This window comes from Roseomonas acroporae, assembly GCF_023223525.1.
Lineage (GTDB): Bacteria > Pseudomonadota > Alphaproteobacteria > Acetobacterales > Acetobacteraceae > Roseomonas_E > Roseomonas_E acroporae.
In genome coordinates, this window is the sequence record NZ_JALPRX010000010.1 from 21,605 (window position 1) to 44,900 (window position 23,296).

Genomic DNA, 23,296 nt, shown 5'->3' on the forward strand with positions numbered 1-23,296 from the left:
AGAAACCGATCCCGGCCCGGCGGTTCCCGCCTTTTTCCGGCCGCAATCGCCCGACCGCCGGCGGTGCCGGGCGACGGGCACGAAGGCGCCGCCGGCGACCGCCTGCGTCACGTATTAGCCAGCAGGAAACTGGCAGGACTAAGGCAGCGTCATCTCAACAAAGCCGCACGACCGGGAGAAAACCGCCTTCGCCCAGACAGGAGACGAGGACGCATGCGTATCGCGCAGATCGCGCCGCTGTTCGAGGCGGTCCCGCCACGCCAGTACGGCGGCACGGAGCGGATCGTCTCGTTCCTGACCGAGGCGCTGGTCGCGCTCGGGCACGACGTGACCCTGTTCGCCAGCGGCGACAGCGTCACCGACGCCACGCTGGAGCCGATGTGGCCGCGCTCGCTCCGTACCGACCCCACGGTCTGCGACCGGACCTCGCTGCACGTCGCCATGGTGGAGCGGGTGGCGCGGCGGGCGGGCGAGTTCGACCTGATCCACTGCCACCTCGACTACCTGCCTTTCTCCCTGCTCGGCCGCCAGCGCACCCCCTGGCTGACCACGCTGCACGGGCGGCTGGACCTGCCCGAATTGCAGCCGGTGTTCGACACCTTCTCCACGGCCCCGGTGGTCTCGATCTCGGACAGCCAGCGCGGCCCGCTGCCCCAGGCCAACTGGCTGGGCACGGTGCTGCACGGCATCCCGGAGAACCTGCTGACCCCGCGGCCGGTCGAGCCGGACTGCCTGGCCTTCATCGGCCGCATCGCCCCGGAGAAGCGCCTCGACCGCGCCATCCGCATCGCCCAGCAGGCCGGGATGAAGCTGCGCGTCGCGGCCAAGATCGACGCCGCCGACCGCGCCTACTACGAGGCCGAGATCGCGCCGCTGATGGGCCTGCCGCATGTCGAGTACATCGGCGAGATCTCGGACGCGGAGAAGCCCGACTTCCTCTCCCGCGCCCATGCCCTGCTGATGCCGATCGACTGGCCCGAGCCCTTCGGCCTGGTGATGATCGAGGCGATGGCCTGCGGCACGCCGGTGATCGCCTGGAACCACGGCTCGGTGCCCGAAGTGATCGAGGAGGGCCGCACCGGCTTCATCGTGGAGAGCGAGGCGGCGGCGGTGGCCGCCGTGCGCAAGGTGGGCGCCCTGTCACGCGAATCCGTGCGGCGCCGCTTCGAGGAACGCTTCACCGCCGAGCGCATGGCGCGCGACTACCTCGACCTGTACCGGACGCTCGGGGCGGTGTCGCGGCCGCGACTGCTGGCGGTCTGAGGGCGCCGGCCTTCCCCGGACCCCATCCGCCCCCCGGGGGAGGCCCTGCCTTCCCCGGACCCCATCAGCCAGGAGGGCGAGGCCCTCCTGGACCTCTCTTCGTTTGGTCCCGGGTGTCGAAACACCTCGGACGTCTCCATCGAAACGGGGGATCCAAGGGGGCTTCGCCCCTTGGCGGAGGGTGCAGGGAGGCAGCGCCTCCCTGCCGGGGTCCGGGGCAGCGCCCCGAAAATGCCCCGGCGCCCGGTAACTACGCCTCCCGGTTCGCCGCGATCGTATCGGCCAGCGCCCGCAGCACTTCCGGCACGCCCTCGCCGGTCGCCCCCGACAGCAGCATCACCCGCTTTCCGGAAGCGCGTTCCAGCGCCTTCAGCCGGCTCGCCTTCGCCTGCGGCGTCATCGCGTCCACCTTGTTGAGGCCGACGATCTCGGGCTTCTCCGCCAGCCCGTGGCCGTAGCCCTCCAGCTCGGCCCGCACGGTGCGGTAGGCGGCGGCCGGGTCCGCCTGCGAGCCGTCCACCAGGTGCAGCAGCACGGCGCAGCGCTCGACATGGCCGAGGAAGCGGTCGCCGAGGCCGGCGCCCTCGTGCGCGCCCTCGATCAGGCCGGGGATGTCGGCGATCACGAACTCCTCGCTGTGCGAGAGGCGCACCACGCCGAGCTGCGGGTGCAGCGTGGTGAAGGGGTAGTCCGCGATCTTCGGCCGCGCCGCGCTGACCACCGAGAGGAAGGTGGACTTGCCCGCGTTCGGCAGCCCGACCAGCCCGGCATCGGCGATCAGCTTCAGACGCAGCCAGATCCAGCGCTCCTCGCCCGGCCAGCCCTTGTCGGCGCGGCGCGGGGCGCGGTTGGTGCTGGTCTTGAAGGCGGCGTTGCCCCGGCCGCCGTCGCCGCCGCGGCAGATCACGGCGCGCGCCCCCGGCGTGTCGAGGTCGGCGAGCAGGGTCTCGCGGTCCTCGGCCAGGATCTGGGTGCCGATCGGCACCTTCAGCACCACGTCGTCGCTGGCGGCGCCGGTGCGGTCCGAGCCCGCGCCGTTGCCGCCCTTGCGGGCCTTGAAGTGCTGGGCGTAGCGGTAGTCGATCAGCGTGTTGAGGCCGTCCACCGCCTCCACGATCACGTCGCCGCCCTTGCCGCCGTTGCCGCCGTCGGGGCCGCCGAACTCGATGTACTTCTCGCGTCGGAAGGCGACCACGCCGTCGCCGCCGTCGCCGGCCTTCACCCAGATCTTGGCTTCGTCGAGGAACTTCATGGTGTCGCGGTCCAGGGGAGGGGCCCCGGCGCGGAAATCGGTCCCGGGGGCGGGACGGCCGGCAGCGGCGGCGCCCGAAAACGCGAAGGGGGCGGACCCGGCAGGGCGCCCCCGTTCAGCACGGCACGCCGGGTCGCCCCGGCGGCGTCAACCTGTCGCCCGCCGGTGGCTCGGCGGGGCTTGCGTCACTCGGCGGCGAGCGCCACCGGCTCCACGGAGACGTGCACCCGGCCCTCGGCCTTGCGCTCGAACTTCACGTGGCCGTCCACGGTCGCGTGCAGCGAGTGGTCGCGGCTGACGCTGACGTTGCGGCCCGCCATCATCTTGGTGCCGCGCTGGGTCACCAGGATGTTGCCGGCCCGGACCACCTCGCCACCGTACTTCTTCACGCCGAGGCGCTTGCCGGCGGAATCGCGGCCGTTCCGGGAGGAGCCGCCGGCTTTCTTGTGTGCCATCCTACTTGCTCCTTAGCTCTCGCGCGCCGCTCAGGCCGCCACGATCTCGGCCACGCGCAGCACGGTCAGGTGCTGGCGGTGGCCGTTCTTGCGGCGGCTGTTCTGCCGGCGGCGCTTCTTGAAGATGATGACCTTCTCGCCGCGCTTCTGCTCCAGCACCGTGGCGGTGACGGAGGCGCCGGGGACGGTCGGGGCGCCGACGGTCAGGCCGGCCTCGCCGCCGAGGGCCAGCACGTCGTGGAAGGTCACGGTGGACCCGGCCTCCGCCTCCAGCTTCTCGACCGTGAGCACGCCGTTCGGCGTCACGCGGTACTGCTTTCCGCCGGTGCGGATCACGGCAAAGGTCATGGCACTGCGCCCTGTGTATGCTCTTCTGGCGGGGCGCCGCGCCCCCGGAGGCCGCCTTGGCAGGCCGCCGGGCACCCGACCCCGATCGATTCCGGTGGTTCTCGCGGCCACGAAAGGCCGCCGGCGACACGGGGTGCCGCCAGGGAGGCGGGGTCTATACCGAGTGCGGCAGGCGCGGTCAACATCGAGCCACTAAGTGCCACACCGAGGCACGATGGCCCGCACCGGAGCCCAGGCCGGAGCGCCGGCGCGGGACCGGCAACGGTACCCGCCACACCCGTCGGCCCGGCCTCTCAGACCTTCAGCGTGCCCGCCTTCGCCTGGGCGTACCGCTCGGCCACCTTCTGCCAGTTCACCACGTTCCACCAGGCGGCGAGGTACTCCGGCCGGCGGTTCTGGTACTTCAGGTAGTAGGCGTGCTCCCAGACGTCGTTGCCGAACAGGACGCGGTGGCCCTCCATCAGCGGCGTGTCCTGGTTCGGCCGCGCGGTCAGCGCCAGCTTGCCCTCGCGGTCCACCGTCACGAACACCCAGCCCGAGCCGAACACGCCGGCGCCGGTGCGGTTGAAGTCGGCCTTGAACTTGTCGAGCCCGCCGAGGTCGCGGTCGATCGCCGCCGCCAGCTCGCCCGAGGGCGCGCCGCCGCGGCCGCCCATCACCGGCCAGAACATGCTGTGGTTGGCATGGCCGCCGGCGTTGTTGCGCACCGTGGTGCGGATCGAGTCCGGCACCTCGCGCAGCTTCGCCAGCAGCTCCTCCAGCGGCAGGGCGGCGAGCTGGCCGTGGTCCTTCAGCGCGTTGTTGAGGTTGGCGACATAGGCGGCGTGGTGCTTGCCGTGGTGCAGCTCCATGGTCTGCGCGTCGATATGCGGCTCGTTGGCATTCGCAGCGTAGGGCAGCGGCGGCAGGGTGAAGGGTCCGGCGGTTTGAGCCTGGGCCGCGGCACGGCGCGGCGCGGCGAACAGCGCGCCTGCGGCCAGGCCGGCGCCGCTCAGCAGCAGGGCGCGTCGTTGCAGCTTTTGCATGGCGGATCCTTCCTCGATCGTTCCGGCAATGGTCGGAGGATGTCAGGGCGGCCGCAAGGGAGAAGCGGGCCCGGCACGCCCATAACCCCGCGACGGGCATTGCCGTGCCATCACGGCGCCGCGAGTGACCGGCTGCGTTGCCGATGATCCTTCACCGCGTCAGCCACCGCCGCGGCCAATGCGGCCACCGCCGCGGCCACTGCGGCGGCCGGGTCGGCGTCCCGGATGCGGGCCTGGGCGAACCGCCGCCACGGGTATCAGGCCGCGTCGGGCGGGCGGCAGACGTGGCAGTGCGCCACGGGAAGCGCCACCGCGGCGGGGCCGCCGGGCTGCGGCAGGGCGCCGCCGGTCGCGGGGCGGGTGACCAGCAGCTCGCCCGCGCGTCGCGCGCCGCCCTCGCCCAGCGCGAGGCGAAGGCGGACGTGGTCGCCCAGGAACACCGTCTCCAGCAGCCGGGCGGGCAGGGCGCCCTCGCCCAGCATCTCCGCCTCCACCGGGGCGACCACCACGCGCTCCGGCCGCAGCGCCACGACGCAGCGCGTGCCGGCGCCGGCCACGTCGGCCTGGCGCGCCTCCACGGTCGGGCCGGCATCGAGCAGGACCCGGCACTCGCCGTCCTCGGCCGACAGCACCACGCCGGGCAGCAGGTTCACCTCGCCGAGCGCCCGCGCCGCGCGCGCCGTGGCCGGCCGTTCGTAGACCTGGCGCGGCGTGCCGACCTGCTGCAGCACCCCGCCATCCAGCACCGCGAGCCGGTCGGCCAGCAGCATCGCCTCGTAGGGATCGCGCGTCGCGTGCAGCAGGGTCAGGCCGAGCCGGCGCTGCACCGTGCGCAGCGAGAGGCGCAGGCCAAGGCGGGCAGCGGGGTCGAGCCCTTCGAAGGGTTCGTCGAGCAGCAGGACCGGGGGAACGCCGGCAGGGGCGGCGAGGCCGCGCGCCAGGAAGGCGAGGCCGTCCCGGTCCAGCCGGTCGAGCAGGGCCGTCAGCGTGGCCCCTTGGGCACCCCCCTGGGCACTCCCCTGACCGGGCCCGCCGCGCGGCCCCGGCCCGGTGCGGCGCCAGCGCCAGAGGCCGCCGCCGCGCTCCGGCACGAGGCCCGCCGGGAAGCGGTCCTGGGCGGGCGAGACCAGCACGGTGCCGCGCCGTTCCGGCGGCAGGCCGGCGAGGTCCCGGTCGCGCAGCAGGATGCGGCCGGAGTCGGGCGCGTGCAGCCCGGCCGCCAGGGCCAGTGCCATGGCCTTGCCGGAACCGCCCGGGCCGAGCAGCACCGTCGCCTCGCCTTCCGGCACCGCGAGATCGAGCCCCTGCAGGACCGGCGTACCGTCCGCCCAGGACTTGTCCACCCCCTCGAAGCGCAGCAGCGTCGCCGTCATCGACCCTCCTCGTCCTCCCCGTTCCCTGCCGCCCGTCTCGGATCGGCCGCACCCGGAGGCGCGGCGACCCGCCGGGGCCGGGCCGGCGCGGCGGTCGCCCTTCCGCCGGCGGCCCGACGCTGGTGCGGTTCCGACCCGATGGCGTCGGGCCGGAACCGCTCCGACCCTGTGACCCTGTCCTCACGCATTTTCCAGGGCCGCCGGGTGGGGACGCCCGGCTGGAAGATGCCCCGGCCATCCGCGCGCACCGTGGCGGCCGTGAAGCGGGCCTCCGTGCCGACCTCACGTCTTCGTGTGCTCCGCCCCGGGGCGGCTTCCCATGGGCGATGCCCCTGCCTCGCCAAAAGCCGATGAAACTGCGAAGGTCGCATCGAAACTTCCGACGGCCCGGCGACGTTCTCCCGCCAACGTTTCCGGGCAGCAAGGAGCGCAAGCCATGGCCGTCAACGATATCCAGAACGACGCCGACAACGCGAAGCAGGATCTGCGCAACCTCAAGGAGGACGCGAAGAGCGCCGCCTCGCATGTCCACGAGACCGCCCAGGACGAGCTGGCGCGCCTGCGCGCCCAGGTCGAGCGGCTGATGGACGAGCGGGTCACCCCGGCCCTGGCCGGCGCCGCCGACACCATGGAGGGCTACGGGCGCCGCGCCAAGGAAGCCGTCGAGGAACAGGCGGAAAGCCTTTCCGAGACGGTGCGGGAGCGGCCGCTGCTCGCCGTGGGCATCGCGGCGGCGGCGGGCTACCTGCTCGGCCGGCTGATGGGCGGCAACACCTACGTCTATCCGCGTAGCTGAACGAAGGCGGGCCCGGCATGTTCCGACCATTCCGCCTGGTCAGCCTCGCCGCGCAGGCGGAGACGCTGCGGCTGAAGCGGGTCGGCCGCGGCTATGCCTTCCAGGTTGGCTACGGCATCGGCGCCGTGGTCTTCGCGGTGCTGCTGCTGATCATGCTCCACCTCGCCGCCTTCGCGGCGCTGGCGCCGGGCCAGGGACCGGTGCTGTCGGCGATCATCATCGCCGCCGTGGACCTCGTGCTGGCCGGCCTGCTCGGCTGGCTGGCGAGCCGCGAGCGGCACGATCCGGTGGAGCATGAGGCGCAGCTGGTGCGCGACAACGCGGTGCGGCAGCTCACCGACACGGCCGGTCGCGCGCTGATGGTGGCGCCTCTGCTGCGCAGCCAGAGTGCCAAGAAGGGCCTGCTCGGCGCCGCCCTCACCGCCGCCGTGGTCGGGTTGCTCGCGCGCCGCTGAACCGGCAGGGTGCCCCCTCCGACGAGGGGGGACGAGCCGGATGAGCGAGACCGAGACGACGTTGCAGGCCAGCCGCGAGGGTGCGGCCGGCCTGCTGCTCATGAACCGCCCCCGCGCGCTGAACGCGCTCGACCAGTCGATGATCGACGCCTTCGCGGCGGCGATCGCGGCGTGGCGGGACGATCCCTCGATACGCTTCGTGCTGCTGGAGGGCGCCGGCGGACGCGCCTTCTGCGCCGGCGGCGACGTGCGCCGCATCCGCCAGCTCTCGCTGGACGGCGACACGGCCGGGATCGAGGCCTTCTTCGCCGGCGAGTACGGCGTGAATGCCGGCATCGCGGATTTCGGCAAGCCCTGGATCTCCCTGATCGACGGCGTCTGCATGGGCGGCGGCATCGGCGTCTCCGTGCATGGCAGCCACCGCGTCGTCACCGAGCACGCGCTGCTCGCCATGCCCGAGACGGCGATCGCGCTGTTCCCCGATGTCGGCACCAGCCACGTGCTGCCGCGCCTGCGCGCGACGCCGGAGGGCGCGCCCGGCGCGCTGGGCAACTGGCTGGCGATGACCGGTGCGCGGCTGGCGGGGGCGGAGGCGGTGTCGGCCGGCCTCGCCACCCACTACGTGCCGCGCGGGAAGCTGCCGGCGCTGCGCGAGGCGCTGCTGCGCGAAGGCCCCGATGCGATCGGGGCCTTCGCCGAGTCCCCGCCGCCGCCGAGCTTCGCCGACGCGCTGCCGGCGATCGACCGCTGCTTCGGGGCCCCCACCGTGCCCGCCATCCTCGACGCGCTGGAGCACGAGGACAGCGAGTGGGCGCGGGCGCAGATCGACATCCTGCGCCGCATGTCGCCCACCTCGCTGTTCGTGACCCGGGAGCTGCTGCGCCGGGGCGCCGGGATGGACCTCGCCGGCTGCCTCGCCATGGAGCTCGCGCTGACCCGCACGGTGACGCGCACCCCGGACTTCATCGAGGGCGTGCGGGCGGTGCTGGTGGACAAGGACAACCGGCCGCAATGGACCCCGCCCACGATCGAGGCGATGGACCGGGCCTCGGTGCTGGAGCTGTTCCCGCCCGAGGCGTAGAGGCGGGGCCGGCGGTCGCGCCGGCCCTGGCGTCCCGGCTGGCGCCGTTCCGGCCTGACCGTATCAGGCCGGAACGGCGCCAGCCTTTTGATTTTTCGCATTTTCCGAGGCGCTGGGTGAGTATACCCAGCCTGAAAATGCGCTACAGGGCCGCCACCGGCGCCTTCGCCACCCCCTCGCGCTCCAGCCGGCGCGCCACGCGCAGCGCCAGATCCTCGCGCCAGGGCGGGGCGATCACCTGCACGCCGAGCGGCAGGCCGTCATCCAGCCAGACCGGCACCGCCGCCACCGGCAGGCCGACGAAGGAGATGGGCTGGGTGAAGACGCCGAGATTGGCGCGCACCGGCAGCGTCGCCCCGTCCAGCACGAAGGTCGCCTGCCCCTCGCGCGGGGCGCGGCAGGGGGTGGCCGGGGCGAGGATGACGTCCACCGACTCGAACAGCGCCAGCACCTGCTCCCGGTACCAGCGGCGGAAGCGCTGCGCCCGAGTCACCCAGGCGGCCGGGATCATCGCGCCGGCAAGCAGCCGGTCGCGCGTCGCCGGGTCGAAATCCTGCGGCCGCGCGCGCAGCCGTTCGAGGTGCAGCGAGGCGCCCTCCGTCGCGCTGATGACGTAGGCGGCGGCGCGGGCACGGGCGGCCTCGGGGAACTCCACGCGCCGTTCCGCGCCCAGCGCCCGGGCCACGCGCGCGACCGCCGCGAAACAGTCGGCATCGCCGTGGCGCGCGAAATGGCCGCCGGCGACGGCGATTCGCAGGTCGTCCGTGCCGAGGTCGAGGTCCTGCGCCACCGGTTCCACCGGCCGCGGCGCCTGCACCGGGTCGTCCGGGTCCTCGCCCTGCATCGCGTCGTAGGACAGGGCGAGGTCCGACACGCCGCGCGCCATCGGCCCGAGATGGTCGAGCGAACCCACGAAGGGGAAGGAGCCGGCGCGGGACAGCCGCCCGTAGGTCGGCTTCAGCCCGAACAGCCCGCACAGCGCCGAGGGCACGCGGATCGAGCCGTTGGTGTCCGAGCCCAGCGCGATCGGCACCAGCCCCGCCGCCACCGCCGCGCCGGAACCGCCGGAGGAGCCGCCGGTCATGTGCCCCAGGGCGTGCGGGTTGTGCGAATTGCCGTCGTGGACGTTCTCGCCGGTGAAGTCGTAGGCGTACTCGCCCATGTTGAGCGCGCCGACCAGGATGGCGCCGGCCGCCTCCAGCCGCCGGACCAGCGTGGCGTCCTGCTCCGCCGGCGGATTTTCACGGTTGATGAGCGAGCCCGCCCGCGTCGGCAGGCCGGCGACGTCGATCAGGTTCTTCACCGCGAAGGGCACGCCGGCGAGCGGGCCGGCCGGTTCGCCGCGCGCCAGGGCGGCGTCGAGCCGGTCGGCGTTGCGGCGGGCGCGCTCGGCGGTGACGTCGGTGAAGGCGTTCACGCGCGGGCCGATGGCGGCGATGCGGGCCAGGGCGGCATCCACCGACTCGCGCGCGGTCAGGCGGCCGGCGCAGACGGCGGCGGCGATCTCCGTCGCCGTGGCGGTGGCGGGATCGGTCATGCGCGGAACACCGGGGCGGCGTCCAGCTCGTCGGGGAGCGGGAATTCCAGCATCAGCCGGGCGGCGGCGGCGGTGGCCTGGAGGTTGGCGACGACGCCCTCGCGCCACTCGGGCCGGACTTCCAGGCCGAGCAGGGCGGCGGCGGCATCGACATAGGCGGCGGGGTCGAAAGGAGGCGGGTCGGCGGGCATGGGCGGACTCCTGGGTGGTCGGTTTCCCGCTGCGCGGGAACGGGGCTTCGCCCCGCCTGGGGAGGCGCTGCCTCCCCTGGACCCCTCCGCCAAGGGGCGAAGCCCCCTTGGATCCCCCGTTCGATTCCCGGCCTCGCGCGCTGCAACTGCGGGGCCCAACGCCAGCGGAGGTCCAGGAACCTGAGGTTCCTGGTGGATGGGTCCAGGGAAGGCAAAGCCTTCCCTGGCGGGGTCCGGGGCGGAGCCCCGAAATCGGATGGTGCCGCCGCTACCCGCCTTCCACGAGATGGCACGCCGCGCGGTGGCGTGGCCCCACCTCGTGCAGCGGCGGCATCTGCTCGGCGCAGCGCGCGAAGCCCCGCGGGCAGCGGCCGTAGAAGCGGCAGACATTCGGGTCCGGGTCGATGGGCGAGCGCGGCTCGCCGCCGAGCCGGATGCGTTCGGGGGCGCCCTCCGCGCCGATCTGCGGGATCGCCTCCACCAGCGCGCGCGTGTAGGGGTGGCGCGGGTTGGCGAACACCGCTCCGGCCGGGCCTTCCTCGACGATGCGGCCGAGATACATCACCAGCACGCGGTCGCAGAGCAGGCGCACCACGTTGAGGTCGTGGCTGACGAACAGGTAGCTCATGCCGAGCTCCTGCTTCAGCCGCGCCAGCAGGTGCAGCACCACCACCTGCACCGAGACGTCGAGCGCGGCCGTGGGCTCGTCCAGCACCAGCAGCTCGGGTTCCACCGCGATGGCGCGGGCGATGCCGACGCGGGCGCGCTGGCCGCCGGAGAGCTGGTGCGGGAAGCGCGGCAGCAGGGCGAGCGGCAGGCCGCACTGCGTGGCGACCGTCTCGACGCGGGAGCGCAGCGCGGCGCCGCGCAGGCGGCGGAGGCGTCGCAGCGGGTCGGCGATGGCGTCGAAGGCGGTGTAGCGCGGGTTCACGCTCTCGCCCGCATCCTGGAACACCATCTGGATGCGGGCGCGTTCGGGGCGGCGGGCGAAGCGGCGGGCGGGCAGGTGGGTGAGGTCCTGCGAACCGAGGCGGATCGAGCCGGAGGTCGGGTCGAGCAGCCGGGTCAGGACGCGCACCAGCGTCGACTTGCCGCAGCCGGATTCGCCGACCAGGCCGACCGTCTCGCCGCGCCCGATGGTGAAGCTGACATCGTCCACCGCGTGCAGCTTCGGCGCCGCCGCGGCGCCGCCGCGCAGCCGCGCGAGCAGCCCGCCGGTGGTGCCGCGCACGGTGAACTGGCGGGAAAGCTCGGCCACGTCGAGCAAGGGAAGGGTTTCGCTCATAGCGGGTTGTTGCAGGCCACGAGGTGGGAGGGGGCGATCTCGCGGCGCTGGAGCGAGACCTGGCAGGAATCCAGCGCGCGGTCGCAGCGGCCGATGTAGCGGCAGGCGGGCAGGTCCGGCCGGCGCAGGTCCGGCAGGCTGCCGGGGATGGAGGCAAGGTCGGCCAGGGAGGCGTGGCCGGTGGGGGTCGCGGCGAGCAGGCGCGCCGTATAGGGGTGGCGGGGATGCGCGAAGAGGTCGCGCACCGGCGCGTCCTCGACGACGTGCCCGGCATGCATCACCACCACGCGGTCGCAGTATTCCGAGGCGAGGGCGAGGTCGTGCGTGATGACCAGCGCCGAGACGCCGGATTCGCGCGCGAGGCCAGTCAGCAGGTCCATGATGACGGCCTGGGTGGTGACGTCGATGCCGGTGGTGGGCTCGTCGGCGATCAGCAGCTTCGGCCGGCAGGCCAGCGCGATCGCGATCATCACGCGCTGGCACATGCCGCCCGACATCTCGTAGGGATAGGCGCGGGCACGCCGCTCCGGGTCGGTGATGCGGACGCGGCGCAGCATCTCGATGGCGGCGGCGGGGGCCTCGCGCCGGCCGGCGCCGCCGTGGCGGATCAGCACGTCGGCGATCTGCTTGCCCACCGGGCGGATCGGGTTCAGCGCCGTGCGGGGGTTCTGGAAGATCATCGAGATGTCACGGCCGCGTATGCCGCGCAGCGTGCGCTCGGGGGCGTGCAGCAGGTCGGTGCCGCCGAATTGCGCGGTGCCGGCGGTGACCTCGCCGGCCGCATCGAGGATGCCCATCAGCGCGTAGGCGGTGACGGATTTCCCCGAGCCGGACTCGCCCACCAGCGCCACGATCTCGCCGCGCCCGACGGTGAAGCCGACCTGCTCCAGCGCCTTCACCGTGCCGCCACGCGTGCGGAAGGAGACGGCGAGGTCGCGCACCGCGAGGCAGGGCTCGGCCTGCGCGGCGCTGAAGGCGGCGGCGGGCGGGATCGGGCCGGGGGGGAGGGAATCGAGCAGGTTGGGCGCGGTGCCGGGCGGCGTGGGGGCCGTGTCGAGCGGCGGCGCCTCGCCGGGTTCCACCGCCAGGTCGGCGGCGGGGCCGCCGGCGGGGGTGAGCTGCGGCGGCACGGCGGGATCGGCGCGGGGCGGGCGTTCGCTCATGTCCGCTTCCTCATGTGCGCTTCCGGGGGTCGATCACGTCGCGCAGCCCGTCGCCGAGCAGGTTGAAGCAGAACACGGCGAACATCAGCGCGAGGCCGGGGAACAGCGCGATCCACCATTCGCCCGAGACGATGAAGGAGGCGCCTTCCGCCACCATGATCCCCCATTCCGGCGTCGGCGGCCGCACGCCGAGGCCGATGAAGGAGAGTCCGGCGGCGTTGAGGATGGCGTAGCCCATGGTGAGCGACATCTGCACCACCATGATCGGCATGATGTTGGGCAGGAGCTGAGTCAGCAGGATCGAGAGGTTGCCGTGGCCGCAGAGCCGCGCCGCCTCGACGAATCCCGCCTCGGCGCGCTGGCGCGTCTCGGCGCGGGCGATGCGCGCGTAGAGCGGGAAGTTGATGATCGCCGTCGCGATGACGATGTTGGTGACGGTGTTGCCGAGCGCCGCCACGATGCCCATCGCCAGCACGAAGAGCGGGAAGGCCATGATGACGTCGGCAAGCCTGCCCACCACCATGTCCACCCAGCCGCCGAAATAGCCGGCGGCGAGGCCGGCCAGCCCGCCCAGCGCGAAGACCAGCGCCACCGAGAACACGGCGATGCGCAGGTCCAGCGAGGTGGCGACCAGCACGCGGCTGAGGATGTCGCGGCCGAGCTGGTCGGTGCCGAACCAGTGCGCGGCGGAAGGCCCCTGAAGTGCTGCGGCGGTGTCGCTGGCCAGCGGGTCGTAGGGCGCGATCCACTGGCCGAACAGCGCGGCGACCACGAGCAGGATCGCCATGCCGAAGGCGAGGCCGGTGACGGGATTCTCCGCCACCACGTAGCGGGCGTGCCCGAGCAGCGTGCTGCCCGGGGGAGAGGCGGGCGCGGGGGCGGGTGCCGTGCTCGCGCTCATGTCGCACCTCCGGTGCGCGGGCTCACGTCGCGGTCCTCGCGCGCGGGTCGATCAGGCCCTGGAGCACGTCGATCAGCAGGTTCAGCAGCACGTACATCACCGCCATGGCCAGAACGAAGCCCTGCACCGGGGCGAAGTCCGAGGCGATCAGCGCCTCGATGGCGTAGGAGCCGATGCCCGGCCAGGCGAACACCTTCTCCACCAGCACGTTGGCGCCGAGCAGGAAGGAGAACACCATGCCGAGCGTGGTGACCACCGGCAGCAGCGCGTTGCGGAAGGCGTAGGTGATCAGCACCGACCAGGGCGTGAGGCCGCTCGCCCGCGCGGTGCGCACGAAGTCCGAGGTCAGCACGGCGAGCATGGCGGCGCGCGTCATGCGCGCGATCGGGGCGAGGGCGAAGATCGCCAGCGTCAGCACCGGCAGGACGAGCTGCGAGAGGGCGCCGCGGAAGGTCTCCCAGTCGCCGGCCAGCGCGCTGTCGATCAGGAAGAAGCCGGTGACGGTGGGCGGCGCCGAGAGGAACACGTCGAGCCGTCCGAGCGGCGCCGGCGCCCAGCCCAGGATGAAGTAGAACACGTAGACCAGCAGCAGCCCGGTGAAGAACACCGGCAGCGAGACGCCGGCCGTGGTGACGAGGCGGCAGGCATGGTCGACGAACGATCCCGGCTTCACCGCCGCCAGGATGCCGAAGGGGATGGCGATGGCGAGCGAGACCAGCAGGCCGAGCAGCGTCAGCTCGGCCGAGGCGGGCAGGCGCGAGAGCAGGTCGCTCAGCACCGGCTGGCCGGTGGTCAGCGAATTGCCGAGATCGCCCCGCGCCAGCGCCGCCACGTAGTCGGCGAACTGCTCGGCCGCCGGCTTGTCGAGGCCGAGCGAGTGGCGGAGCTGCTCGATCGCCTCGCGGCTCGCGGCGGGACCGGCGAAGTAGGCGGCGGTGTCGCCCGGCAGCACCCGCGTCAGGGCGAAGGTGATGACCACGACGCCGATCAGGCTGAACACGGCGACGGCGAGGCGCCGCAGGATCATCGCGCCCATGGTGGCGTCAGGCCTTGCTGAAGGCGCGGTAGTCGAGGCGGCGGTGGAACCAGTACTGGTAGCCGGAGATGTTCTTCTGCATCGCGACGTTGCTGTAGGGCTGGTAGAGCGGGATGCGGGGAATGTCGGAGAAGGCGAGATCGACGAAGCCGCGCACGTCCCGGTCGTAGCTCTCCGTGTCGCCGGCCGCCGCGGCGGCGCGGGCGCCGTCGATCAGCCGGTCCATCCCGGGCGACTGGTAGCTCATCGTGTTGAACACGGAATTCTGCCCGTGGTAGCACCAGAAGAAGAAGTACTCCGGATAGTCGAGCCAGCCGGAGAAGACGTTGGTGAAGAGCGGCATCTCCTTCTTGTTCAGCTCGGTGCGCCAGTTGGCGCCGGGGATCTTGTTCAGCGTGGTGCGGATGCCGATCTGCGCCAGGTTCTCCTGCACCAGCGTGCAGAGCGGCTCGTTCACCTGGGAGAATCCGAGGTCGAAGGACATCGGCACCTCGAACCCGTCCGGATAGCCGGCCTCGGTCAGGAGCTGCTTCGCGCGGGCGAGGTCGGTGACGTACTTCGTCGGCTGCGGCCAGGAGACGGTGGTGGGCGCGTCGGCCGGGGCGCCGAACATCGGCTTGCCGAGTCCGTACAGCACCGCGTCCATGATCTTCTGGTACGGAACGGCGTAGGCGACGGCCTGGCGCACCTTGAGGTTGTCGAACGGCGCCTTCTTCACGTTCATGCCGAGATACTGGAGGCCGTTGCTGTAGGGCACCGAGGTGATCGTCAGCTTCCCCGCGCCGCGCATCTCGGAGAAATCCTTGTTGGGCAGGTCGTAGGAGATGTCGGCGTCGCCCCGCTCCAGCAGCGCGCGGCGGTTGCCGGAGGAGGGGACCATGCGCCAGATCACGCGCCGCACCTTGGGCAGCGGGCCGCTCTTCCAGTTGTCGAAGCGCTCGAACACCACCTCGCTGCCCGGCGTCCAGCGGGTGACGCGGTAGGCGCCGCCGCCGGCCGTGTTCTGCTTGGCGTAGTCGAGCGCCCAGGGGTCGGCCGGCGTCGCGCGCTTCTTCAGCAGCTCGGAATTCATCACGCAGGGCACCACCACGGCGAGGTCCGGGATGGTCAGCCGGTCCTTGCGGATGAAGTCCACGCGGAAGGTGTGGTCGTCCACCACCACGAACTGCTCGGGCTTCTCCAGGCTGCCCGCCTTCATCTGGAAGGTCGGGAAGCCGCCCACCGTCACGGCGCGGTCGAAGCTCCACTTCACGTCGCGCGCGGTGACGGGGGCGCCGTCGTGGAAGGTGGCGTCGCGGCGCAGCCTGAACGTCACGGACATGTCGCCCACCGACATGTCCTCGGCCAATTCGGGCCTGAAGCGGTCGCGGTCGTAGTAGGGCGTGCCGTCCGGCAGCGTCTTCATCTCGTGGCTGATCAGCCGGTCGTAGCAGTTCCAGGAGACCTCGTAGCCCGGCACGGTGGTGCCGACGCCCATCACGTCGAGGTTGTTCGGTCCGCTCTCCGAGACGATCAGCAGCGTCTCCTGCCGCGACTGCGCGCGGGCGGGCGACCAGATGGCGGGCATGGCGAGACCGGCGCCGGCGGCGGCGAGGCCGGCGGGGAGGGTGGTCAGGAAATCCCGGCGCTGCATGGGTGCTCCTCGGGCCTGCGGCGCGAGCCGGATGGCAGGTCGGCACGCTCGCGCGGGGCTACGGTCAGCAAGCGGTGTGCCATCTCCCCAGCAGACGGGATGCCGACCGCGGCCGGGAGGCGGCGGGAAGGGGCGCCTCCCCCGTCCAGCGCATCCTGCATGCAATCTGACCATATGGCGTGCAATCGTGCGACGCTCCCTCGTTCCACCCCAGGGGCCGGGCGGGCCTCCCGCCGACCGCCGGCGGGAAGGCGGGCGCGCCCGTCATCGGCGCGGCGGTGCGCGCCCGGCCCGCCCGGACCGTCGGCAGGGTGCCGCGGCAGGGGCCAGGCGGTGCGGCTCGGCGGCGAGGGTCGGCAGGGGCGGCCGCGCCGGTGGCAGACCGGTCCGGGGCAGGCGACAGGCCGGCAGGAGCGGTGCCCGGCGGGAGTGCCCGGCAGGTGGTGTCCGAGGGGGCGGAGCGGCGGGCGGCGCTACCAGCGCCGGGCCGGGCCGCAGTCCAGATGCACGAAGCCCTCGCGGTACAGGCCGACCCCGCCCACCTGCATCGCGGCGGCGACCCGCGCCACCGCCACCGGGTCGCGTCCTGGCAGGCTCAGATCGGCCGCCATGCCGGACATGTGCAGGCTGATCTGCGAGACGCGGGAGGAACGCCGGGCGTACAGCGCGTTGGTGGCGGGGGCGCGGTAGCCGCTGTTGATGTGGAACGGACCGCCGGCGTCCAGCCGCAGCGCCACGGCGTTCAGCACGTCGAACAGGCGCGGATCCATCGGCGTCGCCTCGGCCTGCCGCGGATCGCGCATCACCCAGTCCAGCCGGCGCAGCGCGTCGCGGTCGTAGCAGCCGTCGCGCCAGTAGACGCCGCCGAAGCGGTCGCCGGTCTGCACCCGCAGGATGTGCAGACGCCGCTCCGGCTGCGCCGCCGCCTGGGCCGCGACGCCGGGGAAGGCGACGCAGGCGAGCGCGCCGAGCAACAGGCGGCGACGGCCCGGCAGGGCCTCGCCGGCGCAGCAGGGGCAGTCGGCCGGCACCTTCAGCGCCCCGCGCCCTGCGCCACCGCGGCGGTGCGCAGCGGCGGGGTTGCCGTGGCCGGCGGCGGGCCGGCCATCGGCCGGGAGCGCGACCCGTCGCGCGGCGCGTCGAGCAGCCGGGCATAGGCCTCGTCCAGCCCGTAGAGGTCCGGCCGGATGCGCGCGACGCGGCCCCCCTCGACCACCACCGTCGTGTAGTGCAGCCGCACCGGCATGGCGTAGGCGGCGCTGATCGAGGTGGTGGCGCGCGAGGCCAGCACCTGCTGGCCCCGTTGCGCCGACCAGCCCGGCGTGCCCGCGAGCACGAAGTTCAGCATCTCGAAGGGCTGCTCCATGCGGATGCAGCCGGAGGAGAAGGCGCGGTCCGCCCGCGCGAACAGGGCGCGCTCGGGCGTGTCGTGCATGTAGATGTCCTGGTTGTTCGGCATCACGAGCTTGAGCCGCCCCAGCGCGTTGTCGTCGCCCGCCGCTTGGCGGATCGTGTAGGGGAAGCTCGCCGGATCGACGCGGCCCCAGTTGATCGTGGTGGCGTCGACCTGCCGCGCCTCGCCGTCGACGTTGGCGTAGACGCGGAAGCCGCGCTCCTGCATGCCGCGCGGGTCGCGCCGGAAGCGCGGCAGCAGGTCCTCGCGCGCGAGCCGCACCGGCACGCCCCATTGCGGGTTGAACACCGCCGCCGTCAGCGTGGTGCGCATGGTGGGCGTCTGCCGGGTGGGCCGGCCGACGATCACCGCCATGTCGAACAGCACGCGGCCGTTCTCGATCACCTGCGCGCGGAAGTCGGGGATGTTGACCTCGACGCGGCGGCCGGCCGGCGGCGCGGCCGCGTTGCGCCGCATGTCGAGCGCCACGCGCAATTGGCGGATCCGCGCGCCGTAGGAGCGGTTCAGCGCCGCCACGGTGATGGCGCCGACTCGGCCATCCGCCTCCAGCCCCTCGGTCGCCTGGAAGCGCCGCACCGACTCCTCCAGCGCCGCGTCGTAAAGCGGGCCCCCATCGGGGGCGGCGGCGAGCACCGGGTCCTCGGCGGCGAGCCGGGCGCGCAGGGCGGGGATGCGGACCGGCTCCTCGGTGCCGGGCTCCAGGGTCGGGCCGGTGGGCACGGTCGGCAGCGTGGCGGCGGCGGCGGCGCGGGCGCGCAGCCGCGCCATCTCGTTGCGGATCGCCGCGGCGCCCGGCGGCAGCAGCGCGGCGCGGTCGATCACGGCGGCCGGGTCGGCGGCCGCGTTCAGCTCGGCGAGCCAGGGCGCGAGCGGCAGGGCGCCGGCGCTGCGGGCCAGGTCGGCGCGGCCGGGCGGCGCCTCGCGCACCCGGCCGTGCAGCAGGTCGTCCAGCGCGGCGGCCGCGGCGGCGCGCAGGCGCTGGCGGAACGCCTCCGGGCTGGCGTGCTGGAGGCTGGGCGGCGGCAGGTCGTAGGCGAGCGGGTCGAGCCCGTCCTCCTCCAGCCGTTGCAGCCGCGCGAGCAGGCGCTGCGCCGCCTCCGGCGTGGCGGCGGGGCCCGCGGCACGGCCATCGGCGGCGGGCACGGCGCGCGGCTCGGCCACGGCTTGGCTGGCGGGAAGGCCGAGGCCGGCGGCCAGCCCGAGGAAGCGGCGACGGGAGGAGAGGAGCGGGCGCACGGCCGGTTTCTTAACCAATCACTCTGGGCGCTGCCAGGGGCGCTGCCAGACGAAGCGCGCCGATGCGGGCGGAACGATGGGGGGTGGGGCATCCGGGTGACGGCGGCTTCGGCGCCGGCGCGGGGAGCAGGCGGGCCCCGCGGGGAATGACGCACCGCGACCCGGAGCGGATCGCCCAACGGGCTGGCCTTCTCGCCCGACGAGAAGCTGCCCTACGTGGTCGAGGCGGCGGCCGACCCGCGCGTCATCCGCGCCTTCGACGTGGTGGAGGACGGCACGAGGCTCGCCAACCTCTGCTTCGGCGGCCGCCACCGCAACCGGCTGTTCATGGCGGCGAGCAGGTCGCTCTACGCGGTGTACGTGAACACGCGGGGCGTGGCCGGCGGCTGACGCCGCGCGGGCCGGCTTCCGCCTACTCGCTGCTGCCGAGCACGATCACCTCCACCGGGGCCAGCCCGTTGCGGGACATGCCGAGCCGGCTGGCCATGCCGGGGCTGATGTCCACCACCCGGCCGCCATGGCCGAACGGGCCGCGATCCGTCACCGTGGCGGCGACGGCGCGCCCGTTCGAGCGGTTGCGGACGAGGATGCGGGTGCCGAGCGGCAGGGTGCGGCTGGCGACGGTCGGCGCCCACTGGTCGAAGGGTCGCCCGTTCGCCATCCGGCGCCCGTGCAGGCGCGCGCTGTACACGCTCGCCGTGCCCTGCTGCACATGGGCGCCGTGATGGCCGGCCCCGTGGTGGGCGGCGGGCTGGGCGGGCCCGTGATGGGCGCGGCCACGATGCTGCGGCGGTCTGGCCGAGGCGGTGGCGGCGCCGAGAAGCAGGGTGGCCGCGGTGAGGGTGCCGAGGTATCGGCGGGTGCGGGGCGACTGCATCCCCGTCATCTGGGAAGCGGGCCGGACCGGCTCATCCCCTGTCGGCAGCCTGCAAGGGGGCGTCCCCGATGAACAGGCGGTGAGCGGGCGAGGCCCGCCCCGCCGGCGGGTTCCTCGCCGGCCAGCGGAGTCCGCCCCCGCCACGCGGCCACGCCGCCGGCTCCGCGCGGCGCCGGCCCGGGCGGGCCGGGACCGGCGGACGGTCTCAGCTCTCCAGGGCGCCGTAGGCGAGCTGCATCATCAGCCGGCGGTTCGCCGCGCTCCCGACGCTGGGGGCCGCGGTCATCATCACGGCGACCAGCTCCGCCCGCGGGTCCACCCAGAAGTAGGTGCCGCTCCAGCCCGCCCACATGAACTGCCCCTGGTAGCCCGGCACCAGCGCGCCGCCATCGGCCAGCCGGACCGAGACGCCGAAGCCGAAGCCGAAGCCCGGCGAGCCGAGCAGCAGCGCGCCGGGCGAGAGAGGCTGCGCCAGGCCGGCGATCTGGTCCGAGGCCATCAGCCGCACCGTCGCCGGCGACAGGATGCGGGTGCCGTCGAGCTGGCCGCCATTGGCCAGCATCTGCGCGAAGCGCAGGTAGTCGCCCGCGGTGGCGAGCCCGCCCGCGCCGCCCGAGGCGTTGCCGGGCGGGCGGGAGACGTCGATCATCGTCACCGGCTGGTTGTTCAGCATGGGGTCGACGCCGCTGTGCAGCGCCAGCCGCTCGCCCTGGTTGCCGCGCAGCGAGAAGCCGGCATCGGTCATGCGCAGCGGGCGGAACAGGCGCTGCTCCAGGAAGTCCTCCAGCCGCGTGCCGGAGGCCGCCTCCACGACGCGGCCGAGCACGTCGATCGACAGGCTGTACTCCCAGGTGGTGCCCGGCTGGCGCGCGAGCGGCGCCGCGGCCATGGCCTGGACGAATTCCTGCGGGCTCAGATTGCGGCTGTCGTAGTCGCGCTCGCCGGGCAGGAAGAGCCGGCCGCGCGTGTAGGCCTCGCGCACCGGGGCGTTCTGCGTCAGCTCGCCGTAGACGAGGCCCGATGTGTGCCGGAACAGGTCGTAGACCAGCATCGGCCGGCCGGGCGTCACCGGCACCATGTCGTAGCCCGTCCCGGGGCCCGCCCCGGGGCCCGCCCCAGGGGCCGCTCCGGCGCCCGCGTCGCCGCCGCCGCGCGGCACGCTGACCTGCAGCCGGTCGAAGCCGGGCAGGTAGCGGGCGACCGGATCCCCGATGCCGATCCGGCCTTCCTCCACCAGGATCAGCGCCGCCACCACGGCGAGCGGCTTGGTCATGGAGTAGAGGCGGAACACCGTGTCCGGCGTCATCGGCGCCTCGTTCCGCCGGTCGCGGAAGCCGATCGTCTCGGAATAGGCCAGCCGGCCCTTGCGCGCGATCTGGATCACCGCGCCGGGCAGCCGGCCGGCCGCCACCTCGGCCTCGAAGACCGGGCGGATGCGGGCCAGCCGCTCGGCGCTGAGCCCGACCTCCCCGGGCTGCGCGACCGGCAGCGGCGGGCCGGCCGGCAGCGGCGTGACGCCGGGCGTGGCCGGCCGCGGCTGCTGCGCCAGGGTCGGGCGCGGCGGCGACAGGCCTGCGGCGAGCGAGGCGGACAGGGCGAGCAGGCTGCGTCGGTCCATGAGAGTCGGCGTTCCCCGGTGGCCGGCCGCGGGTTCGGCCGTGCCGTCGCGGGAAGGGTGCCATGCCGGCATGGACGCCGCCATGCCCGCGCCCCGCCCGCGGGAAGCGTGGGCGGGCATTGGCCGTCGTTGACAGGCACCGAGGCCGCGGCCAGTCTTGCATACGAATGCAACCGCCGCCGGGCCGCTGCCGGCCGGCGGCGCGAACGGGGAGGACCGCATGGCCCGCTACCTCAAGACCGGCCGCGACGCCGACGCCGCGGCGGCCGACGATGCCAGGGTGCGCGCCACGGTCGAGGGCATCCTGGCCGACATCGCCGCGCGCGGCGACGCGGCGGTGCGCGAGCTTTCCGTCCGCTTCGACAAGTGGGACCGCGCCGACTACCGCCTCACCGACCGCGAGATCCGCGACTGCCTCGCCGAGCTGCCCGCCCGCGCCCTCGACGACATCCGCTTCGCGCAGGAGCAGGTGCGCAACTTCGCCCAGGCGCAGCGCGAAGCGATCCGCGACATCGAGGTGGAGACGCTGCCGGGCGTGGTGCTCGGGCACCGCAACATCCCGGTCGACGCCGTCGGCTGCTACGTGCCGGGCGGCAAGTACCCGCTGCTCGCCTCGGCGCACATGTCGGTCATCACGGCGAAGGTCGCGGGCTGCCGGCGCATCGTCACCTGCGCCCCGCCCTTCGAGGGAAGGCCGGCGCCGGCCATCGTCGCCGCCCAGCACCTCGCCGGCGCCGACGAGATCTACTGCCTCGGCGGCATCCAGGCGGTCGGCGCCATGGCGCTCGGCACGGAGAGCCTGCTGCCGGTGGACATGCTGGTCGGTCCCGGCAACGCCTACGTCGCCGAGGCCAAGCGCCAGCTCTTCGGGCGCGTCGGCATCGACCTCTTCGCCGGCCCCACCGAGACGCTGGTGATCGCCGACGACAGCGTGGACGCCGAGATCTGCGCGACCGACCTGCTCGGCCAGGCCGAGCACGGGCCGAACTCCCCCGCCATCCTGCTCACCACCTCGGAGAAGCTCGCGCGCGAGACCATGGCCGAGGTGGAGCGCCTGCTCGGCATCCTCCCCACCGCCGCCATCGCGCGGCAGGCCTGGGCGGAGTACGGCGCGGTGATCCTCTGCGATTCCGACGAGGAGATGGTGCGCGAGGCCGACGCCATCGCCTCCGAGCACGTCCAGGTGATGACGCGCGACCCCGACTGGTTCCTGAACCACATGACCAATTACGGCGCGCTGTTCCTCGGCCCGCGCACCAACGTCTCCTACGGCGACAAGGTGATCGGCACCAACCACACCCTGCCGACCAGGAAGGCGGCGCGCTACACGGGCGGGCTCTGGGTCGGCAAGTTCCTCAAGACCTGCACCTACCAGCGCGTGCTGACCGACGCGGCCTCGGCCATGATCGGCGAGTACTGCTCGCGGCTCTGCATGCTGGAGGGCTTCGTCGGCCACGCCGAGCAGGCGAACCTGCGCGTCCGCCGCTACGGCGGCCGCAACGTTCCCTACGGCCAGGCGGCGGAATGAGTCCCGCCGGATGAACCTGCCCCGCACCCCGTCCTTCCGGCTCGACGGGCGCCGCGCGCTCGTCACCGGCGCCGGGCGCGGCATCGGCCTCGCCGCCGCGGCGGCGCTGGCCGAGGCCGGCGCCCACGTCACCCTCGCCGCGCGCAGCGGCGGGGAGGTCGCTTCCGCCGCCGAGGCGATCCGCGCCGCCGGCGGCCGCGCCGAGCCGCTCGCCCTCGACGTGACGGACACGCACGCCGCACGCGCCGCGATCGACGCCGCCGAGCCCTTCCACATCCTCGTCAACAACGCCGGCACCAACCGCCCGAAGCCCTTCCTCGACGTGCCGGAGGCGGACTACGACGCGATCATGGGGCTGAACCTGCGCGCCGCCTTCTTCGTCGCGCAGGCGGTCGCGCGGCGCATGGCGGCGGCGGGAATCGCCGGCTCCATCATCAACGTCTCCTCGCAGATGGGGCATGTCGGCGCCGCCAACCGCACCGTCTACTGCGCCTCCAAGGCGGCGATGGAGGGGCTGACCAAGGCGATGGCGGTGGAACTCGGCCCGCGCGGCATCCGCGTCAACACGCTCTGCCCCACCTTCGTCGAGACGCCACTGACGAAGCCCTTCTTCGAGAACGAGGCCTTCCTGCGCGACGTGCTCGGCATGATCCGCCTCGGCCGGCTCGGCCAGGTGGAGGACCTGATGGGCGCCGTGGTGTTCCTGGCCGGCGACGCGGCCGCGCTGACCACCGGCGCCGCCCTGATGGCCGATGGCGGCTGGACCGCCGGCTGAGCCCCGGGGCGGCCCGGAAGCGGGAGGGCGGGCGGGAGGGCCGGACGCGCCGGG

22 protein-coding genes and 1 pseudogene are annotated in these 23,296 nt (G+C 73.8%); 7 read left to right on the top strand and 16 right to left on the bottom strand.

Annotated features, from left to right (window positions below; translation table 11 throughout):
• Positions 1-213: 213 nt before the first annotated feature.
• Positions 214-1,263 carry a glycosyltransferase family 4 protein gene (locus M0638_RS03665; RefSeq protein WP_248665604.1) on the top strand — a complete coding sequence of 350 codons (1,050 nt, stop codon included), beginning with the start codon at positions 214-216 and terminating at the stop codon, positions 1,261-1,263.
• Positions 1,264-1,513: 250 nt separating this feature from the next.
• On the opposite strand, the gene obgE is transcribed toward M0638_RS03665, so the two are convergent.
• The 5 genes from obgE to M0638_RS03690 form a co-directional block, all read right to left on the bottom strand.
• On the bottom strand, positions 1,514-2,515 hold the full coding sequence (gene obgE, locus M0638_RS03670) for a GTPase ObgE (protein WP_248665605.1): 1,002 nt from the start codon (positions 2,513-2,515) through the stop codon (positions 1,514-1,516).
• Positions 2,516-2,700: 185 nt separating this feature from the next.
• Entirely contained in the window at positions 2,701-2,970 is a 270-nt protein-coding gene (gene rpmA / locus M0638_RS03675) for a 50S ribosomal protein L27 (protein WP_248665606.1), read from the bottom strand.
• Between the two features lie 30 nt (positions 2,971-3,000).
• Positions 3,001-3,318 carry a 50S ribosomal protein L21 gene (rplU, locus tag M0638_RS03680; protein WP_248665607.1) on the bottom strand — a complete coding sequence of 106 codons (318 nt, stop codon included), beginning with the start codon at positions 3,316-3,318 and terminating at the stop codon, positions 3,001-3,003.
• A 293-nt stretch (positions 3,319-3,611) separates the two neighbouring features.
• Positions 3,612-4,343 (bottom strand): superoxide dismutase, encoded by a 732-nt coding sequence (locus tag M0638_RS03685; RefSeq protein ID WP_248665608.1) that lies wholly within the window; start codon positions 4,341-4,343, stop codon positions 3,612-3,614.
• Between the two features lie 257 nt (positions 4,344-4,600).
• The gene (locus tag M0638_RS03690; protein WP_248665609.1) at positions 4,601-5,716 is read right to left on the bottom strand and encodes an ABC transporter ATP-binding protein; all 1,116 of its coding nucleotides are present in this window, start codon (positions 5,714-5,716) and stop codon (positions 4,601-4,603) included.
• A 436-nt stretch (positions 5,717-6,152) separates the two neighbouring features.
• On the opposite strand from M0638_RS03690, the gene M0638_RS03695 reads away from it, so the two are divergent.
• Genes M0638_RS03695 through M0638_RS03705 form a run of 3 tightly spaced genes read left to right on the top strand, consistent with a single transcriptional unit; the run spans position 6,153 to position 8,048 of the window.
• Complete coding sequence (locus M0638_RS03695) at positions 6,153-6,512, top strand: DUF883 family protein (protein WP_248665610.1); 360 nt, start codon at positions 6,153-6,155, stop codon at positions 6,510-6,512.
• A gap of 17 nt (positions 6,513-6,529) precedes the next feature.
• Positions 6,530-6,967 carry a hypothetical protein gene (locus M0638_RS03700; RefSeq protein ID WP_248665611.1) on the top strand — a complete coding sequence of 146 codons (438 nt, stop codon included), beginning with the start codon at positions 6,530-6,532 and terminating at the stop codon, positions 6,965-6,967.
• Between the two features lie 40 nt (positions 6,968-7,007).
• Positions 7,008-8,048: an enoyl-CoA hydratase/isomerase family protein gene (locus tag M0638_RS03705; protein WP_248665612.1), complete on the top strand. Its 1,041-nt coding sequence runs from the start codon at positions 7,008-7,010 to the stop codon at positions 8,046-8,048.
• A gap of 142 nt (positions 8,049-8,190) precedes the next feature.
• On the opposite strand, the gene M0638_RS03710 is transcribed toward M0638_RS03705, so the two are convergent.
• The 9 genes from M0638_RS03710 to M0638_RS03750 form a co-directional block, all read right to left on the bottom strand.
• Complete coding sequence (locus M0638_RS03710) at positions 8,191-9,585, bottom strand: AtzE family amidohydrolase (RefSeq protein ID WP_248665613.1); 1,395 nt, start codon at positions 9,583-9,585, stop codon at positions 8,191-8,193.
• The gene (locus M0638_RS03715) at positions 9,582-9,776 is read right to left on the bottom strand and encodes a DUF4089 domain-containing protein (protein ID WP_248665614.1); all 195 of its coding nucleotides are present in this window, start codon (positions 9,774-9,776) and stop codon (positions 9,582-9,584) included. Before M0638_RS03715 ends, M0638_RS03710 begins: the two co-directional genes overlap by 4 nt.
• Before the next feature lie 268 nt (positions 9,777-10,044).
• Positions 10,045-11,061 carry an oligopeptide/dipeptide ABC transporter ATP-binding protein gene (locus tag M0638_RS03720; RefSeq protein WP_248665615.1) on the bottom strand — a complete coding sequence of 339 codons (1,017 nt, stop codon included), beginning with the start codon at positions 11,059-11,061 and terminating at the stop codon, positions 10,045-10,047.
• Complete coding sequence (locus tag M0638_RS03725; RefSeq protein WP_248665616.1) at positions 11,058-12,224, bottom strand: ABC transporter ATP-binding protein; 1,167 nt, start codon at positions 12,222-12,224, stop codon at positions 11,058-11,060. Before M0638_RS03725 ends, M0638_RS03720 begins: the two co-directional genes overlap by 4 nt.
• A gap of 10 nt (positions 12,225-12,234) precedes the next feature.
• Entirely contained in the window at positions 12,235-13,125 is an 891-nt protein-coding gene (locus tag M0638_RS03730; RefSeq protein ID WP_248665617.1) for an ABC transporter permease, read from the bottom strand.
• Positions 13,126-13,147: 22 nt separating this feature from the next.
• Complete coding sequence (locus M0638_RS03735; RefSeq protein ID WP_248665618.1) at positions 13,148-14,161, bottom strand: ABC transporter permease; 1,014 nt, start codon at positions 14,159-14,161, stop codon at positions 13,148-13,150.
• A gap of 7 nt (positions 14,162-14,168) precedes the next feature.
• Positions 14,169-15,794 carry an ABC transporter substrate-binding protein gene (locus tag M0638_RS03740; protein ID WP_248665619.1) on the bottom strand — a complete coding sequence of 542 codons (1,626 nt, stop codon included), beginning with the start codon at positions 15,792-15,794 and terminating at the stop codon, positions 14,169-14,171.
• Between the two features lie 473 nt (positions 15,795-16,267).
• Complete coding sequence (locus tag M0638_RS03745) at positions 16,268-16,825, bottom strand: DUF882 domain-containing protein (RefSeq protein ID WP_248665620.1); 558 nt, start codon at positions 16,823-16,825, stop codon at positions 16,268-16,270.
• A gap of 2 nt (positions 16,826-16,827) precedes the next feature.
• Entirely contained in the window at positions 16,828-18,444 is a 1,617-nt protein-coding gene (locus tag M0638_RS03750; protein WP_248665621.1) for a L,D-transpeptidase family protein, read from the bottom strand.
• 174 nt (positions 18,445-18,618) lie between these two features.
• On the opposite strand from M0638_RS03750, the pseudogene M0638_RS03755 reads away from it, so the two are divergent.
• Positions 18,619-18,834: pseudogene (locus M0638_RS03755) on the top strand (SMP-30/gluconolactonase/LRE family protein); the annotation flags it as partial.
• 22 nt (positions 18,835-18,856) lie between these two features.
• On the opposite strand, the gene M0638_RS03760 reads toward M0638_RS03755, so the two are convergent.
• Entirely contained in the window at positions 18,857-19,321 is a 465-nt protein-coding gene (locus M0638_RS03760) for a septal ring lytic transglycosylase RlpA family protein (protein WP_248665622.1), read from the bottom strand.
• A 205-nt stretch (positions 19,322-19,526) separates the two neighbouring features.
• Positions 19,527-20,939, bottom strand: coding sequence for a serine hydrolase domain-containing protein (locus tag M0638_RS03765; RefSeq protein WP_248665623.1), 1,413 nt, complete (start codon positions 20,937-20,939; stop codon positions 19,527-19,529).
• A 220-nt stretch (positions 20,940-21,159) separates the two neighbouring features.
• Here M0638_RS03765 and hisD point away from each other — a divergent pair, with 220 nt between their 5' ends.
• Together hisD and M0638_RS03775 are read left to right on the top strand one after the other, a co-directional pair.
• Positions 21,160-22,467, top strand: coding sequence for a histidinol dehydrogenase (gene hisD / locus M0638_RS03770; protein ID WP_248665624.1), 1,308 nt, complete (start codon positions 21,160-21,162; stop codon positions 22,465-22,467).
• Between the two features lie 10 nt (positions 22,468-22,477).
• On the top strand, positions 22,478-23,242 hold the full coding sequence (locus M0638_RS03775; protein ID WP_248665625.1) for an SDR family NAD(P)-dependent oxidoreductase: 765 nt from the start codon (positions 22,478-22,480) through the stop codon (positions 23,240-23,242).
• Positions 23,243-23,296: the final 54 nt, after the last annotated feature.